General features: G+C 63.7%; 14 protein-coding genes. All 14 read left to right on the top strand.

The window, feature by feature from the left end:
• Positions 1-106: 106 nt before the first annotated feature.
• The 14 genes from ACIROW_RS02460 (at position 107) to ACIROW_RS02395 (ending at position 15908) form a co-directional block, all read left to right on the top strand.
• A complete protein-coding gene (locus tag ACIROW_RS02460) occupies positions 107-2530 on the top strand; it encodes a catalase (protein WP_402271526.1) in 2424 nt (807 codons plus the stop codon).
• On the top strand, positions 2530-3576 hold the full coding sequence (locus ACIROW_RS02455) for an acyl-CoA dehydrogenase (protein WP_402271524.1): 1047 nt from the start codon (positions 2530-2532) through the stop codon (positions 3574-3576). Before ACIROW_RS02460 ends, ACIROW_RS02455 begins: the two co-directional genes overlap by 1 nt.
• Positions 3564-4334, top strand: coding sequence for a PIG-L deacetylase family protein (locus tag ACIROW_RS02450; RefSeq protein WP_402271520.1), 771 nt, complete (start codon positions 3564-3566; stop codon positions 4332-4334). The genes ACIROW_RS02455 and ACIROW_RS02450 overlap by 13 nt, the downstream gene beginning before the upstream one ends.
• Before the next feature lie 14 nt (positions 4335-4348).
• The gene (locus tag ACIROW_RS02445) at positions 4349-4984 is read left to right on the top strand and encodes a methyltransferase domain-containing protein (protein ID WP_402271517.1); all 636 of its coding nucleotides are present in this window, start codon (positions 4349-4351) and stop codon (positions 4982-4984) included.
• The gene (locus tag ACIROW_RS02440) at positions 4981-5661 is read left to right on the top strand and encodes a glycosyltransferase (protein WP_402271515.1); all 681 of its coding nucleotides are present in this window, start codon (positions 4981-4983) and stop codon (positions 5659-5661) included. The genes ACIROW_RS02445 and ACIROW_RS02440 overlap by 4 nt, the downstream gene beginning before the upstream one ends.
• A gap of 363 nt (positions 5662-6024) precedes the next feature.
• Positions 6025-6891 (top strand): STAS domain-containing protein, encoded by an 867-nt coding sequence (locus ACIROW_RS02435; protein ID WP_402271512.1) that lies wholly within the window; start codon positions 6025-6027, stop codon positions 6889-6891.
• Positions 6892-6898: 7 nt separating this feature from the next.
• Entirely contained in the window at positions 6899-7258 is a 360-nt protein-coding gene (locus tag ACIROW_RS02430; RefSeq protein WP_402271509.1) for an STAS domain-containing protein, read from the top strand.
• A complete protein-coding gene (locus ACIROW_RS02425; protein ID WP_402271506.1) occupies positions 7255-7725 on the top strand; it encodes an anti-sigma regulatory factor in 471 nt (156 codons plus the stop codon). Before ACIROW_RS02430 ends, ACIROW_RS02425 begins: the two co-directional genes overlap by 4 nt.
• On the top strand, positions 7719-8729 hold the full coding sequence (locus ACIROW_RS02420; RefSeq protein WP_402271504.1) for a SpoIIE family protein phosphatase: 1011 nt from the start codon (positions 7719-7721) through the stop codon (positions 8727-8729). The genes ACIROW_RS02425 and ACIROW_RS02420 overlap by 7 nt, the downstream gene beginning before the upstream one ends.
• A 7-nt stretch (positions 8730-8736) precedes the next feature.
• A complete protein-coding gene (locus ACIROW_RS02415) occupies positions 8737-10155 on the top strand; it encodes a sensor histidine kinase (protein WP_402271502.1) in 1419 nt (472 codons plus the stop codon).
• Positions 10152-12071, top strand: a complete 1920-nt coding sequence (locus ACIROW_RS02410; protein ID WP_402271499.1) for a response regulator — start codon at positions 10152-10154, stop codon at positions 12069-12071. The genes ACIROW_RS02415 and ACIROW_RS02410 overlap by 4 nt, the downstream gene beginning before the upstream one ends.
• A gap of 110 nt (positions 12072-12181) precedes the next feature.
• Positions 12182-13096, top strand: coding sequence for a Ku protein (locus ACIROW_RS02405; RefSeq protein ID WP_402271496.1), 915 nt, complete (start codon positions 12182-12184; stop codon positions 13094-13096).
• Complete coding sequence (gene ligD, locus ACIROW_RS02400; RefSeq protein ID WP_402271494.1) at positions 13093-15669, top strand: DNA ligase D; 2577 nt, start codon at positions 13093-13095, stop codon at positions 15667-15669. Before ACIROW_RS02405 ends, ligD begins: the two co-directional genes overlap by 4 nt.
• Positions 15666-15908: a hypothetical protein gene (locus ACIROW_RS02395; RefSeq protein ID WP_402271492.1), complete on the top strand. Its 243-nt coding sequence runs from the start codon at positions 15666-15668 to the stop codon at positions 15906-15908. Before ligD ends, ACIROW_RS02395 begins: the two co-directional genes overlap by 4 nt.

Genomic DNA, 15908 nt, shown 5'->3' with positions numbered 1-15908 from the left:
CGCCCGCATCGCTTTGTCGCTAGGCTCGTCCTTGGCTAGCGTAGTAGCGCGTCTTCACGGTGTGCATGCGCTGTTTTTCGAGTGCATACATAAAGAGGTTTTCATCATGGCAGTAAAAAAATCAGGTAACGGCGTTAATGAAGCCGCAGGGTCCGTGCTCGGCACCATGTCGGGCGCGGCGGTGGTCAGTTCCAACAGCGGCAAAAAAGTCATACCGGCGGACTTGCTGAAAAAGGTCGTCGGCGGCGCCGATCTGGCTGCCGCCATCACGCATAACGCCTCCAAGCCGGACGAATTCCTTCGTCCCGGCGACGACACACCGCATATTCCCGACGCCGGCACCATCGCTGCACCCGGCTCGCCGCAGGCCACTGCCGGGACCATCAGCGAAGCCGTCATTTCGGACAAGACGGGTGGCGCTGCGGTCCCCAGTCACAATGCGGTCGGCGGCAACCTGGATCGCGTGCGTGTCGACTCCGGCGCACAGGCCCTGACCACCAACCAGGGCGTCGCCATCGCCGACAACCAGAACTCCCTGAAAGCAGGCGTACGCGGACCGACCGCACTGGAAGATTTCATCCTGCGCGAAAAGATCACCCATTTCGACCATGAGCGCATTCCCGAGCGCGTGGTGCATGCGCGCGGTTCGGGCGCGCATGGTTATTTCGAATGCTACAAGGACCTCAGCGCATTGACCCGTGCCGCGCCGTTCTCCGGCGATGGCAAGCGCACCCCGGTGTTTACGCGCTTCTCGACGGTGGCCGGTGGCGCCGGTTCGGCCGACACCGTGCGCGATGTGCGCGGCTTCGCCGTCAAGTTCTACACCGACGAAGGCAACTGGGATCTGGTGGGCAACAACATCCCGGTATTCTTCATCCAGGATGCGATGAAATTCCCGGACCTGGTCCATGCGCTCAAACCGGAACCGCATTTCGGCATGCCGCAGGCCTCCAGCGCGCACGATACCTTCTGGGACTTCGTCTCGCTGATGCCGGAGTCGACCCACATGCTGCTGTGGCAGATGTCGGACCGTGCGATTCCACGCAGCTATCGCATGATGCAGGGGTTCGGCGTGCACACCTTCCGCCTGGTCAACGCCGCCGGTGAGTCGGTGTTCTGCAAATTCCATTGGACCCCGGTGGCCGGTACGCATGCTCTGGCCTGGGATGAAGCGGTCAAGATCGGCGGCGCCGATCCTGATTTCCATCGCCGCGATCTGTGGGAAGCGATCGAATCCGGCCATGCGCCGGAGTGGGAACTGAGCCTTCAGGTGTTTTCGGAAGAGCAGGCCGAGGGTTTCGATTTCGACGTGCTCGACCCGACCAAGCTGGTGCCGGAAGAACTGGTGCCGCTGACGCCGGTGGGCAAGATGGTGCTCAACCGCAATCCCGACAATTTCTTCGCAGAGACTGAACAGATTGCGTTCTGCACCGCGCATATCGTGCCGGGCATCGACTTCAGCAACGATCCCTTGCTGCAAGGACGCATCCATTCCTATCTGGATACCCAGATCAGCCGGCTCGGGGGTGTCAACTTCCACGAGCTGCCGATCAATGCGCCGCTGGCGCCGGTGCACAACAACCAGCGCGACGGCATGCATCGCCAGGCGGTGCACCGCGGCCGCGTCTCGTACGAGCCCAATTCGCTGGGCGGCGGCTGTCCCTTCCAGGCCGGTGCCGCCGGTTTCACCAGCTTTCCGCAGCCGGTGGAGGGCGACAAGGTGCGTGCGAAGCCCGAGAAATTCGCCGAACATTACGCCCAGGCCAAGTTGTTCTGGAGCAGCCAGTCCGCCGCCGAGCAACGCCACATCATCAAGGCTTTTCGCTTTGAGCTGACCCGTGTGCAGACGCCGGCGATCCGACAGCGCGTGGTGTCGCTGCTGGCCAATGTCGACGATCTGCTGGCCGAGAGCGTGGCCGAAGGCCTCGGCTTCAGCGTACCGGACCCTGCACCCGATGTGGGGCCGGTGGTCAAACCTGTTTATGCGCCGTCACCGGCCCTGTCGCTGACTGCCTATCCGGGCGACGGCAGCATCCGTACGCGCCGCATCGCCATTCTTGCGTCGGACGGCGTTGACGTCGAGGCTCTTTCCAAAATCTGCGATGTGTTGTTGCAACAAGGCGCAGTACCCCGGGTGCTGGGATCAAAGCTCGGCGCAATCAAGGGTGCGGACGGCAAAGCCGCAAGCGGCTGGCAAGCGGACGTCACCATCGAAGCGGCGCCCTCGGCGCTGTACGACGCACTGATCGTTGCGCCGGGTGAAGCCTCTACTATCAGCCTGTGTGAAAACGGCCTGGCAATCGAATTCGTCAAGGACCAGTATCGCCATTGCAAGCCGATTCTCGTGATCGACGGCGGTGCCGATCTGCTCGACCGAGCCGGATTGCCGGCGGTGCTGCCAACCGGCGACCCCGACTTTTCGCTGATCGACGTGGCCCTCGATCAGCTCGATGAAGGGATGGCGCAATTTATCCAGGCCCTCGGCGGGCCGCGCGAACTGGATCGTGAAACCGATCCGCCGGTGGTCTGATGAATACGTCCGCTAAAGATAGCGTCGACGGCATCCGCCGCTTTCTCGCGGCGTTGCCGGAGCGGCCTGATGCCGGGCAACTACTGTGCGAGATGGTCGACGCCGGGCTGGATCGCCTTAGCCTGCCGGGCTCGGGACAGACGCTGCAGCGTTGGCGCACGCTGGCGGCCGTGGCGGCTTATGACCTGAGTCTGGTCAAATTGTACGAAGCCCACACCGATGCGCTCGCCATCCTTGCCGAGGCCGACGCCGACATCGCGCCGCCGCTCAGTGTCTGGGGCGTGTGGTGCGCCGAACCGCCCAAGGCGCGGCTCGACATCCACGCGGCCTCTGCCGAAGATCCGGGACGCGTCATCGTCGACGGCGTCAAAGCGTGGTGCTCCGGCGCCAATGCGCTCAGCCATGCCATCGTCAGCGGCTGGAATCCCGACGGCCATCCTTGCCTGGCGGCGGTCGACCTGGATCAGCCGGGCGTGACGGTGACCGACGAAGGCTGGAACGCCGTCGGCATGGCCGAGACCATGAGTGTCAACGTGCATTTTGACAACGCCCGCGGCACGGCCGTCGGCGGCGCTGATTTCTATACCGACCGGCCCGGTTTCTGGCAGGGCGGGGCCGGCGTCGCGGCATGCTGGCACGGTGCGGCCGCGCAACTGGCAAGTTACCTGCGGCACCAGCTGGCCGGCCGCGACGATGCCCATGCGTTGGCCCATCTCGGACGCGCCGACGTGGCGTTGAGCGCATCGGCGGCAGGGCTGCGCGCCGCAGCAGAAGCCATCGATGCGGCGCCGGCAGCGGACGGTTATCGGCTGGCGATGCGTGTGCGGTTGGCGACCGAGCAGGCCGCCGTCGAGGTCATGCAGGCGGTGGGACGCGCGCTGGGCGCTGCGCCGCTGTGCCGCGACCCTTGGGTCGCCCGCATGATGGCGGACTTGCCGGTGTTCCTGCGCCAGAGCCACGCAGAACGCGACCTGGCGGCGCTGGCGCAATCGACGCTGCAACAGGCCGAACACGAGAACGCGGGAGAAGAAGAATGGCGACTCTGACAGAAGAAACACGCGGCGAGACCGATCTTCCCGCCACCGATGAAGCGCGTTGGCGCGACGACCCGCAACTGGCCAAGGTGCCGCAAGTCCATCCCGAAACCCTGGTATCGCCCGATTCGCGCGCCGTTATCGTTGCGCCCCATCCTGACGACGAGGTGCTCGGCTGCGCCGGCCTGTTGATGCAACTGGCGGGCAGCGGGCATGAGATCCTGCTGATCGCGGTGTCCGACGGCGAGCACAGCCACAGCAACGAGTCGGCGTTCAGCAGCGACTTGCTGTCGCATGTACGCCCGGCCGAAACCAGCGAAGCCCTGACCGCGCTGGGCATTTCCAATATCACCATCATGCGCGCGCAGCTGCCCGACAGCAGGGTGGGCGAACATCAGCGCAAATTGCAGGACTTGCTCGGCGCCTATCTGCAGCGCGGCGACACCGTCTTCGCCAGCTGGCATCGCGACGGTCATCCGGACCATGAAGCAGTTGGCCTGGCCAGCCGGGACGCCGCGCGCGCCATCGGTTGCCGGCTGATCGAAATCCCGATCTGGATGTGGCATTGGCGCACTCCCGAGCATCACGAAATTCCCTGGCAGCGCGCACGCAAACTGATGCTTGGCCCGGACATGCGGGCCCGCAAGAAGGCGGCGCTGGAATGCTATCGCAGCCAGCTTGAGCCGGATCATTCGACCGGCAACGCCGCGATCCTGCCGCCCGAGGTGCTGGCGCATTTCCATCGGGACTTCGAAATTTACTTCGTCTGAACGGACAGCACGCCATGCGCGCCTCTTCACAAGATTATTTCGACGCGCTCTATGAAAGGAGCGACGATCCCTGGCGCATCGCCGGCAACTGGTACGAGCAGCGCAAGCGCGGCCTGGTCACGGCCATGCTGCCGCGCTTGCGCTTCCGCCACGCGTTCGAGCCGGCCTGCGGGAGCGGCGAACTCTCGCTCGAGCTGGGGCGGCGTTGCGACCGGCTCCTGTGCAGCGATTTTTCGGCCACGGCGGTGGAAATCGCGCAAGAACGCTGGCAGCAAGCCGGTGCCGGCAGCCGCGGTGCGACCTGTGACGCCCGCTTTGTCCGCATGGCGGTGCCCGAGGAGTGGCCGGAGCAGCTGGGGCCGGCGTTCGACCTGATCATCCTGAGCGAATTCGGCTATTACCTCGCCCCCGACGCCCTGAACACCTTGCCTGCGTTGGCCAATGCTTCGCTGGCGGCCGACGGCGTGCTGGTGGCCTGCCACTGGAAACACGACTTCGCGCAGCGCGTGCACAGTACGGCGGCCGTGCATGCGCTTTTCGACGCACTGGACGGATTGCACCGCTGTGGGCATTACGAGGACGCCGATTTCCTGCTCGACGCCTGGAGCCGGGAGCCGCGCTCGGTGGCGACCCTGGAGGAATTGACATGATCGGCGTCGTGATTCCCGTTCACAACGAAGAAGATTATCTGCGCGCCTGCCTGGCGTCGGTGCAGTTGGCGATTGCGCATCCGGGTTTGCCTGCCGAAGAGGTGCGCGTCCTGGCGGTGCTGGATGCCTGCAGCGACGGCTCCAGCGGCATCGCGCAGGGGCTGGACATCGATTTCCTCAGCATCGACTCACGCAATGTCGGCCTGGCACGGGCAGCGGGCGCCGCTGCATTGCTGGAGGCGGGCGCGCGCTGGCTGGCATTTACCGACGCCGACAGCGTGGTTGCACCGGCCTGGCTGGCGACCCAGCTCGCCCTGTCGGTACAGGACGCAGCCGATGCTGTCTGCGGCACCGTCGCGGTGGACGACTGGTCGGCGCATGGCGAGCGCGCCCAATTCCTGCGCAAGCACTTCCAGTCGACCTATTTCGACCAGGATGAGCATCGCCATATCCACGGCGCCAACCTGGGCGTGTCGGCGGCGGCATACCGGCTCGCCGGCGGCTTTGCGGCGCTCACCTGCGGCGAGGACGTGGCGCTGGTGCAGGCGCTGCTGGCCTGCGGCGCCCGCATCGCCTGGAGCGCCGCCCCGCGCGTGACCACCAGCAGCCGCATCGCCAGCCACGCGCGGGGCGGCTTCGGCGATACCTTGTCCGCCGTGGCAATGCGCGGCGCATAGGAAGACTTCCGTTTGTCCTACAAGAAAATCGGTGTTCGGCCACCTCCTCAAATCCTGCGGCGATGAGGATACTCGCTGCTTGCGCTTTGCAATTACTTGCGCAAGGAAAACTCCGTCGAAAAATAGTGCCACAGGGTACAAAAATGCGGGCAATCCGTACAGGGGAAGGGGATGCACATCACTATCGAAGCATGGTTTCCGCGCGGCTCCACGCCGGCGCGACCGGGACCTTTCTGCCAAATTCAGATCCTCCGGACGAACACATTCACGCCCCTTTGCGGACGCCATAGGCACGCGTGCAGCTAAAGCACCCGGCAATCCCATTGACTCTTTTCAATTTCATACAAGACCCCAAGGAACAGCATGCCGACCAACAATGACGCCGCACAATTGGCAACGTTGATACAAAAATTCCACGAACCGATCCTTCAGAGCTGGTTCGAGCAACTGAAGTCGAAGGCAATGACCTTCGATTCCGGCGCCGGCGACACCACGCGCAAGCAATGCGCACAGTTGCTGAGTCTGCTCGGCAGCGCCGCCCAGCGCGGCCAGCTGGACAACATCGAAGGGCGCGAATGGGATGAAGTGCGCCAGTTGCTGGCCGAGGTGTCGCAGAATCGCGCCCGCCAGGGCGCCACGCCCAGCGAGACGGCGATCTTCGTGTTTTCGCTCAAGCAGGCGCTATTCCCGTTCCTGCGCAGCGAACTGGAAAAACAGCCGGAGGTGCTGGCCAGCACCACTTGGTCCATCACTGGCTTGCTTGAACAGCTCGGCCTGTACACCGTCCAGGTGTTCCAGGAGAGCCGCGACCGCATCATCGCGCGCCAGCAACAGGAACTGCTGGAGTTGTCCACGCCCGTGGTCAAGCTGTGGCAAAACATCCTGGCGCTGCCGCTGATCGGGACGCTCGACAGCGCGCGCACGCAGGTGGTGATGGAAAACCTGCTGCAAAAGATCATCGAGACCGGCGCCGCCATCGCCATCATCGACATTACCGGCGTGCCCACCGTGGACACGCTGGTCGCCCAGCATCTGCTCAAGACCATTGCGGCGGCGCGCCTGATGGGTGCGGACTGCATCATCAGCGGCATTCGTCCGCAGATCGCGCAGACCATCGTCCACCTCGGCGTCAACCTGGAGGATGTGATCACCAAGGCGACGCTGGCCGACGCCTTCCTCATTGCGCTGGAACGCACCGGCGCCAAAATCACAGTGGACAACAAGGGGTAAGCCAGGCATGGAGCGCATTCCCATTCTTCGCATGGGCAACCTGCTGCTGGTCACCATCCAGGTGGACATGCACGACCGGCTTGCCATGACCTTGCAGGACGACTTGACCGACCGCATCGTCAAGGACGAGGCCAAGGGCGTCCTGATCGACATTTCCGCGCTGGATCTGGTGGATTCCTTCATCGGCCGCATGATCAGCAACACTGCGGCAATGGCGCGCGTGCTTGACGCCAGCACGGTGGTGGTCGGCATGCAGCCGGCGGTCGCCATTACGCTGGTCGAACTCGGCCTGACGCTGACCGGCGTCAAAACGGCACTCAACGTTGAGAAGGGCGTGGCGTTGCTGGAAAAGAGCATGCGCAGATGAGCGGCTATGCGGTGCCGGCATTTGAATTTGCCCCCAGCCTGCTCCCCGTCGGCGGAGCGGCGGTCCAGCAATCGCAGAGTTTGCCGCTGCATTCGGACGAGCACGTCGTCATGCTCAGGAAAGTGGTGCGCGAGCGCGCCATCGAACTGCAGTTCGGCCTGGTCGATCAGACCAAGCTGATCACCGCCGCCAGCGAAATTGCGCGCAACACGCTGAAGTACGGCGGCGGCGGTGAAGTGCGCCTGCAAAACCTGGTCACTGGCGCAAAAGTGGGCATATGCCTGACCTTCGTCGACGACGGCCCCGGCATCGTCGACATGGAGCGCGCCATGACCGACGGCTACACCAGCGGCGGCGGCCTGGGACTTGGACTGGGCGGTGCACGCCGGCTGGTCGATGATTTTGAAATATGTACACAACCGGGGAAAGGCACAGCTGTGATTCTGATCAAGTGGAAGCGATGCTGAGCAATGGGCAGCAAGCCTTCACGATTGCCCATTCCAGCGATATCTCCTCGGCGCGCCGCTATGCGGCGCTGCTGAGTTCGTCGCTTGGCTTCGGCGAAGTGCAGGCCGGCCGTCTGGCGATCATCGTCACCGAGGCGGCAACCAATATTCTCAAGCATGCCGGCGACGGACTGATGCTGGTCACGCCGGTGTCCGATGGGGCCCGGCAGTCGATCGAAGTGCTGGCGCTGGACCGCGGCAAGGGCATCGCCAACCTCGGTGAAAGCCTGGCCGACGGCGTCTCCACCAGCGGCACGCAGGGTACGGGACTGGGCGCCATCCGACGACTGTCGCGCACGTTCGACGTCTATTCGGCGCCGGGCAAGGGCAGCGCCTTCTATGCGGTGATTGACCATGTGGAGGCCCAGACTGCACCGCTGCGGCCGGTCGAACATGCCGCCATTTGCATCCCGATCGCAGGCGAGGACGAGTGCGGCGACGCCTGGGCTGTGGAAATCGACGACACCGGTGTTTCCATGATGGTGGCCGATGGCTTGGGGCACGGGCCTGAAGCGGCGCGTGCATCGGGCACGGCAGTCCAGGAGCTCAAGTCCCGCCCCGGACTGGCCCCGGCGGTCGCCATGGAACACATCCACAAGGCCTTGCGACCCACACGCGGCGCCGCGATCGCTGTAGCGCGCCACGCCTTGGGCAGCGAGGAACTCGTATTCGGCGGCATCGGCAACATTGCGGCCGCCGTGATGGGACCGGAGTCGCGCAAGCAAATGGTCTCGCACAACGGCATCGTCGGGCACAACATGCGCAAGGTGCAGGAATTCGCAGCACCATGGCCGCAGGAAGCGGTCTTCATCATGTGTTCGGACGGCATCACCACGCAATGGGACATCGCCGGCTATCCCGGTTTGTTTGCGCGCCATCCGGCGGTGATTGCAGGCGTGATTTACCGCGATTTTTTGCGCGGTCGCGACGACGCCACCGTGCTCGTCGTCAAAAAAAATGCATAGGCAAGTCATGATCCATCCACTTTTCAGCCTCGGCATCGGCAGCGAGCAGGACATCGTCACCGTCCGCCAGCGCGCGCGCGAAGTATCGGCCATGCTGGAATTCAGCGGACAAGACCAGGTACGCGTGGCGACCGCCGTGTCCGAACTGGCGCGTACGATTTTTGGATATGCGTCAGGCGGGCAGGTCGAATTTGAAATCGGCAGGGCCGGTTCGCTGCCGGCACTCTACATTCGCATCAAGAGCAGCGGCGGCGGGATTCGCGCGGCCACTGCCGATAGCGCGGCCGCCAGAAACATGCCGTGGCGCCAGGACGAAGCGCTGGACGCCGCACTGGTCAGCGCGCAGCGCCTGATGGACGGGTGCGATATCCGCGAAGAGAGCGGTCGCATGCTGGAAATCGCCTTGCACAAGTACATGCCGTCAAGCGTGGTGCTGACGCCGGAAAAAATCGTGGAAATCGTCCGTCTGGAAGCGCGCCGGCCGGTCACCAACACCTATCAGGAAGTGCAGTTGCAGAATCGCGAGTTGCTCGACACGCTGGCCGAGTTGCGCGTCAAGCAGGACGATCTGCTGTCGCTGACGCAAGAACTGGAAGACACCAACCGCGGCGTGCTGGCCCTGTACGCAGAGATTGAAGAGAAGGCCGAGCGCTTGCGCGAAGCCGACGCCATGAAATCCCGCTTCCTGTCCAACACCAGCCATGAGCTGCGCACGCCGCTCAGTTCCATCCGTGCGCTGTCGCAGATATTGCTCGATCGTATCGACGGCGAACTGACCGGTGAACAGGAAAAGCAGATCCAGTTCATCAACCAGGCGGCCACCAATCTGTCGGATCTGGTCAACGACCTGCTCGATCTGGCCAAGATCGAATCCGGCAAGACCGAGATCAACAGCAGCAGCTTCACCATCGGCAACTTGTTCAGCACCTTGCGCGGCATGCTCCGGCCCCTGTCGGAAAACGCCACTGTGGAACTGTTCTTCGAAGAGCCGGGATCGCTGGAAATGGTCACCGATGAAGGAAAACTGTCGCAGATCCTGCGTAATTTCATTTCGAACGCGCTCAAATTCACCGAGGAAGGTTCGGTGCGCGTCTCCGCAAGTGCGGACGCCGGACTGCAAACCATCCGTTTCAGCGTGGCCGACACCGGCATCGGTATTTCACCCGAGAACCTGCAATTCGTCTTCGAAGAATTCAGCCAGATCGAAAGCCCGCTGCAACGCCGCGTCAAGGGCACCGGCCTCGGCCTGCCGCTGTGCCGCAAGCTGGCCGCATCGTTGGGCGGGCACGTCGAACTGGCCAGCGAACCGGGCAAGGGCTCGGTATTTTCCGCCGTACTGCCGCTGGTATATCGTCCCGCACCGAACGACGGCGCCCGTCGCGCCGAGCCTCTCATCACAGCATCATCCGTAAAAGGCTCACCATGACCTCGCCCACGAACTTACCGTTTCCGGCACTGATCCTCAACGTCGACGACGACGACGGTGCGCGTTACGCCAAGACGCGCATCCTGCAAGTCGCCGGCTTCAACGTCATCGAAGCCGCCAACGGCGCCGACGCGCTGGCGCTGGTGCAAAGCCGGACGCCCGACCTGGTGTTGCTGGATGTGAAGTTGCCCGACATTAACGGCCTCGAAGTCTGCCGTCGCATCAAGGCCGCGCCGGCTTCGGCCACGGTGCTGGTGCTGCAGACCTCGGCCGCGCTGACCGGTCGCGCCGACAAGGTGCGCGGCCTGGAAGGCGGCGCCGACAACTACCTGGCCGCGCCCATCGGCGCCGACGAACTGGTCGCCAACGTCAACGCCTTGCTGCGGTTGCGCCACACCCAGGCGGCGCTCGTGGAGTCGCAGGAACGCTTCCGCGAGCTGGCCGAAAATATCACCGACGTGTTCTGGATATTTTCGCTGGGCGACCACGCCTTGCAGTACGTCAGTCCGGCCTATGAACTGCTGTGGGGGCGCACGCTCGATACGCTTGCGGACGATGCCGGTTCGTGGCTGTCGGCGGTGCATCCGGACGACGTCATTCGCATCCGCAACAGTTTCGACGCCATGTTCAGCGAGCAGCGTTTCGACGAACAGTACCGCATCACGCTGCCGTCCGGCCAGTTGCGCTGGGTGCACGACCGCGGTTTCCCGGTGCGCGACGCCGCCGGCGAGTTCTATCGCATGGCGCGCATCACCAGCGACATCACCGCCACCAAGGAAGCCGAACGGGCGCTGCGCGAAGCCGACTTGCACAAGGACGAATTCATCGCCACGCTGGCGCATGAGCTGCGCAATCCGCTGGGCCCCATCCGCAACGCCATCGCCATCATGCGCCAGGTCGCGCCGCCGGAGATCAAGCCGTTGTCGGCAGCCTATGGCGTGGTGTCGCGACAGGTCGACCACATGGCGCACCTGATCAACGATTTGCTGGACGTGGCCCGCATTTCCCACGGCAAGATCGCGCTCAGGATGGCGCAAATCAGCGTTGATAACATTCTCGATGCAGCGCTGGAGACATCGGCGCCCTTCATTGAAGAACGCGGCCACGTACTGGAAGTGAGCAAGAATCATGGCAACGCCATCCTGCACGGCGATGCCATCCGGCTTGCGCAAGCCGTAGGCAACCTGCTCAACAACGCCGCCAAGTACACGCCTTACGGCGGCTCGATCAAGGTCTCTACCGCCGCGGGTCCTGGCAGCATGGTCAGCATTACCATCACCGACAATGGCATCGGTATCCCGGCCGAGCGCACCACCAGCATCTTCCAGATGTTTGCGCAAGGCGACACGGCGCCCGATCGTGCACAGGACGGGCTCGGTATCGGCCTGCCGCTGGTCAGGCAGATCGCCGAACTGCACAAGGGCGCGGTGCGCGTGGAAAGCCGTGGAACAGGGCAGGGCAGCACCTTCACCCTGGTGTTGCCGGCGGAACATCCGGTGCGCGAGGACAGCCCGGCCGAGAACGCACTTGACGGCGCCAGCGCCGACGCCTCGGTGCGCAAGGTGCTGATCGTTGACGACAATATCGACGCTGCGGAAATGATGGCCATGCTGCTGTCCTCCTATGGACACGAGGTGCAGACGGCCGGCGATGCCGAGTCAACGCTGCGCATCGCCAACGAATTCGTGCCGGATGTGATCCTGCTCGATATCGGCTTGCCGGGCACGGACGGCTATACGATCGCGCGCATCTTGCGGCGCGATCCGCGTTTCCATACCACCACGCTGATTGCCTTGACCGGCTATGGGTCGGCGCGTGATCGCGAGCGCTCGATGGAAGCCGGATTCGACCATCACGTAGTCAAGCCGGCTCAGGTTGACCAACTGCTGTCGATGATCGGGACGCCGGAAGAGTAACGTCGGCGCCTTTCGCGTCAGCGCCCGTCTGACAAGGCATTCAGCCGATTGCTGACTGAATCGGCAGCGACTTTGCGCGATACTTTTTCCCATTACAGGGGAAGGCTATCATGCGACGAGCACTGTGGAAGGGCGCGATCAGCTTCGGGCTGATCAACATACCGGTCGAGCTGTTCACGGCCGAGAAGCATGACGAGCTCGATTTCACCATGCTCGACAAGCGCGACCTGTCGCCGGTCGGCTACAAGCGCATCAGCAAGAAAACCGGCAAGGAAGTGGTCTGGGACAATATCGTCAAAGGCTACGAATATGAAGACGGCAAGTACGTGTTGCTGTCCGACGAAGACTTGCGTCGCGCCAACGTCGAAGCCACTCAGACCATCGACATCGAATCCTTCGTCGATGCGATCCAGATTCCGATCACCTACTACGAACAGCCGTATTACCTGGCGCCCCTGAAAAGCGGCGCCAAAGCCTATGCCTTGCTGCGCGAGACGCTGCGCAAGAGCGGCAAGGTGGCGCTGGCGCGCATCGTCATCCGCACGCGCCAGCACATCGCCGCGCTGACGCCGTTCGACGACATCATCAATCTGATCACTCTGCGCTATCCGGCGGAGCTGCGTGCGCCGGACGACTTGCCGGTGCCTGATGCCAATCCGAAGAAAGCCGGTTTGAGCGCCAGGGAAGTGGAGATGGCGCAATCGCTGGTGGAAAGCATGTCGGGCGACTGGGACCCGGAATCGCTGCGCGACACCTACCGCGACGACATCCTGGCGATGGTGCAAAAGAAGATCAAGAGCCGCCAGACCCACGAGATTGCCGAGCCGGAAGACGATGAAGACAGCAAGCCGCGCAGCAGCGCCAAGGTCATCGACCTGATGGCCTTGCTCAAGCAGAGCATCGACGGCAAGGGCGACGGCAAGAAAAAGCCGGCTGCCCCGGCCGCAAAACGCGCCAAAGCAACAGCCAAGCCTGCCGCCAAGGCCCGCACCCGCACCGCGCCGTCGGCGCGCGCCCGCGCATGAGCCTGGCACGTTACCGCGCCAAGCGTGATTTCAAGATCACGCCCGAGCCGCCGCCTGCCCCGGTTGTGCGCCGGGCCGGCAAGACGCTCAGCTACTTCATCCAGCGCCATCACGCGCGCGCCTTGCACTACGACTTTCGCCTCGAGGTCGGCGGCGTGCTCAAGAGCTGGGCGGTGCCCAAAGGGCCGAGCCTGGATCCGCACGACAAGCGTCTCGCGGTGCACGTGGAAGACCATCCCTACGACTACGGCAGTTTTGAAGGCCGCATCCCGGCGCACCAGTACGGCGCCGGCGAGGTGGTGCTGTGGGATCGCGGCGAATGGCTGCCGCTGGGCGATCCGGTGGCCGGTCTCAAGAAGGGGCACCTGGAATTCGAATTGCGCGGGGCCAAGCTGAACGGGCGCTGGAACTTGGTGCGCATGGGCAAACCGGCGGACAAGGATGGCAAGGCCAAGGAGAACTGGCTGCTGATCAAGGAAAAGGACGACGCCGCACGCGAAGGGAAGCAAGCCGATATCACCAGCTTGCGGCCGGAAAGCGTGGCGAATGCATCGGCGGACACAGCTGAAAAGAGCATTGAGAAGCCTGCCGGATCTACGCCGAAAAAACGCAAAGGCCGTCGCGCCGCCATACCCGACAAGGTCGGCGTACAACTGGCGACCTTGGCCGAGCACGCCCCCGCAGGCGACGAATGGCTCAGCGAAATGAAGTTCGATGGCTATCGCGGTCTGTGCCGGATCGAAGGCGGCAAGGCGCGCATCTTCACGCGCGAACATCTGGACTGGAGCAAGCGCTGGCCGCAACTTACGCAGGCGCTGGCGGCGCTCGAGGTCGATGAAGCCTGGATCGACGGCGAAGTGGTGGCCCTGCTCGATGACGGCAGCATCAGTTTCGAAGCGCTGCAGGATCAGGCCGGCTATGACGGCGTCACGCTGGCGATGTACGTGTTTGACCTGCTGTGGCTGAACGGCGAAGACCTGCGCGACATGCCACTGCTGGAACGCAAGCGCCTGCTGCGCGAAGTGGTGCCGGGCGTGGATGACAGCGGCCTGATCCGTTTCAGTGAACACATCGTCGGCGATGCCGCTGACGTCTATCGCCACGCCTGCCAGCACGGCATGGAAGGCACCGTAGTCAAACGCGTCGACGCCGCTTATGCAGGACGGCGCGACCGCAGCTGGCTCAAGCTCAAATGCGCCATGCGTCAGGAATTCGTGATCGCCGGCTACACCGATCCGGGCGGCAGCCGGGTCGGCTTCGGCGCGTTGCTGGTGGGCGTGCATGACGCCGCCACCGGGGAGTTGCATTACGCAGGCCGCGTCGGCACCGGTTTCGACGACCGCAAGCTGACACAGTTGCTCAAGCGCTTCAAGACCTTGGAGCGAGATCAACCTGCCTTCGTCGATCCGCCAAGAGGTCGCCTGGCGCATGGCGTGCACTGGCTGGCGCCCAGGATGGTGGCGGAAGTGAAGTTTGCACAATGGACCAAGTCGGGCATCTTGCGCCACGGTGCGTTCGTCGCTTTGCGCGAAGACAAGAAGGCGGAAGAGATCGTGCGTGAAAAGGCGCCCCCGACGTCAAAAACGAAAACAAAAGCGGACGAAAAAGAATCGTCTCAAACCGCCTCGAAAACCAAGGCAGCGCGGAAACCGGCTTCCGGCTCCGCCACCGACACCTTCGAAGGCACGCGCCTGACGCATCCCGACAAGGTGCTGTTTTCCGATCCCGACCTGACCAAGCGCGACCTCGCGCACTATTACGCAAGCGTCGCCGATTGGTTGCTGCCGCATGTGCAGCGCCGCCCGATGACCATGGTGCGCTGCCCCGACGGCAGCGTCGGCAAGTGCTTCTTCCAGCGCCATATCGGCCAGGGTGTTCCTGCCGCGGTGGAAAAGATCGAGGTGCCGGAAGGCGAGGGCAGCGCCGACTACATGATGGTCAACGACCTCGCCGGGCTGGTCGCCACCGTGCAGATGGGAGTGCTGGAGCTGCATACCTGGGGCGCGCGCGAGGGCAAACTGATGCAGCCCGATCGCGTGACTTTCGATCTCGATCCGGCGCCCGACGTCCCTTGGAGCAAGGTGGTCGACGGCGCCAGGCTGGTGCACGGCCTGCTTGAGGAGATCGGCCTGCGCAGTTTCGTCAAAACCTCCGGCGGCAAAGGCTTGCACGTGGTGGTGCCGATCGTGCCGGAACATGACTGGGACATCGTCAAGGAATGGTCGCGCAGCGTCGCCGAGCATATGGCGCAAGTGCTGCCGGACTATTTCACCGCAAAGATGGCGAAGGCGGCGCGCCATGGCAAGATCTTCATCGACTACCTGCGCAACGCGGCGGGGGCGACCACGGTTGCCGCGTACTCCCCGCGTGCCCGGCCCGGCGCGCCGGTATCGGTGCCGTTGACCTGGGACGAACTGGGCGGCAAGTCACGCGCGGAGAATTTTACCGTGGCCACCGTGCCGAAGCGGTTGGCTTCGCTCAAGCGCGATCCCTGGCACGACTACGCCGGCACGAAGCAACGTCTCACCAAAAAAATCCTGTCGCTGTTCAAAACCCAAAAGGAGTCATCATGACCGTACCCATCGATCTGCCCGGCGGCGAGTATTTGCCGGAGCTCAGCAGCCCTTCCTTGCAAGCCGGCATTGCGCGTCTCGGCCCGTCGCGCTACCGCGGCATCGTGCTGGTGGACGGCGGCTATCAACCCAGCTATAGCTGCTTGGAAGTGCGCGCCACAGAGATGGCGGCGATCTGCGATGCGCAGGAATTCATTGCCATGCAGGCCGCCGAGACTTGCAAGCAGCGCCGCGCCTGA

It is taken from the genome of Herbaspirillum sp. NPDC101397, from assembly GCF_044767325.1.
Classification (GTDB): Bacteria; Pseudomonadota; Gammaproteobacteria; order Burkholderiales; family Burkholderiaceae_D; genus Herbaspirillum.
This window is presented reverse-complemented; position numbering and strand designations above follow the sequence as displayed.

Bases quoted from the DNA above. Each gene is read 5' to 3' on its own strand.
- ACIROW_RS02460 (WP_402271526.1), top strand. From the start codon at position 107: ATGGCAGTAAAAAAATCAGGTAACGGCGTTAATGAAGCCGCAGGGTCC.
- ACIROW_RS02455 (WP_402271524.1), top strand. From the start codon at position 2,530: ATGAATACGTCCGCTAAAGATAGCGTCGACGGCATCCGCCGCTTTCTC.
- ACIROW_RS02450 (WP_402271520.1), top strand. From the start codon at position 3,564: ATGGCGACTCTGACAGAAGAAACACGCGGCGAGACCGATCTTCCCGCC.
- ACIROW_RS02445 (WP_402271517.1), top strand. From the start codon at position 4,349: ATGCGCGCCTCTTCACAAGATTATTTCGACGCGCTCTATGAAAGGAGC.
- ACIROW_RS02440 (WP_402271515.1), top strand. From the start codon at position 4,981: ATGATCGGCGTCGTGATTCCCGTTCACAACGAAGAAGATTATCTGCGC.
- ACIROW_RS02435 (WP_402271512.1), top strand. From the start codon at position 6,025: ATGCCGACCAACAATGACGCCGCACAATTGGCAACGTTGATACAAAAA.
- ACIROW_RS02430 (WP_402271509.1), top strand. From the start codon at position 6,899: ATGGAGCGCATTCCCATTCTTCGCATGGGCAACCTGCTGCTGGTCACC.
- ACIROW_RS02425 (WP_402271506.1), top strand. From the start codon at position 7,255: ATGAGCGGCTATGCGGTGCCGGCATTTGAATTTGCCCCCAGCCTGCTC.
- ACIROW_RS02420 (WP_402271504.1), top strand. From the start codon at position 7,719: ATGCTGAGCAATGGGCAGCAAGCCTTCACGATTGCCCATTCCAGCGAT.
- ACIROW_RS02415 (WP_402271502.1), top strand. From the start codon at position 8,737: ATGATCCATCCACTTTTCAGCCTCGGCATCGGCAGCGAGCAGGACATC.
- ACIROW_RS02410 (WP_402271499.1), top strand. From the start codon at position 10,152: ATGACCTCGCCCACGAACTTACCGTTTCCGGCACTGATCCTCAACGTC.
- ACIROW_RS02405 (WP_402271496.1), top strand. From the start codon at position 12,182: ATGCGACGAGCACTGTGGAAGGGCGCGATCAGCTTCGGGCTGATCAAC.
- ligD (WP_402271494.1), top strand. From the start codon at position 13,093: ATGAGCCTGGCACGTTACCGCGCCAAGCGTGATTTCAAGATCACGCCC.
- ACIROW_RS02395 (WP_402271492.1), top strand. From the start codon at position 15,666: ATGACCGTACCCATCGATCTGCCCGGCGGCGAGTATTTGCCGGAGCTC.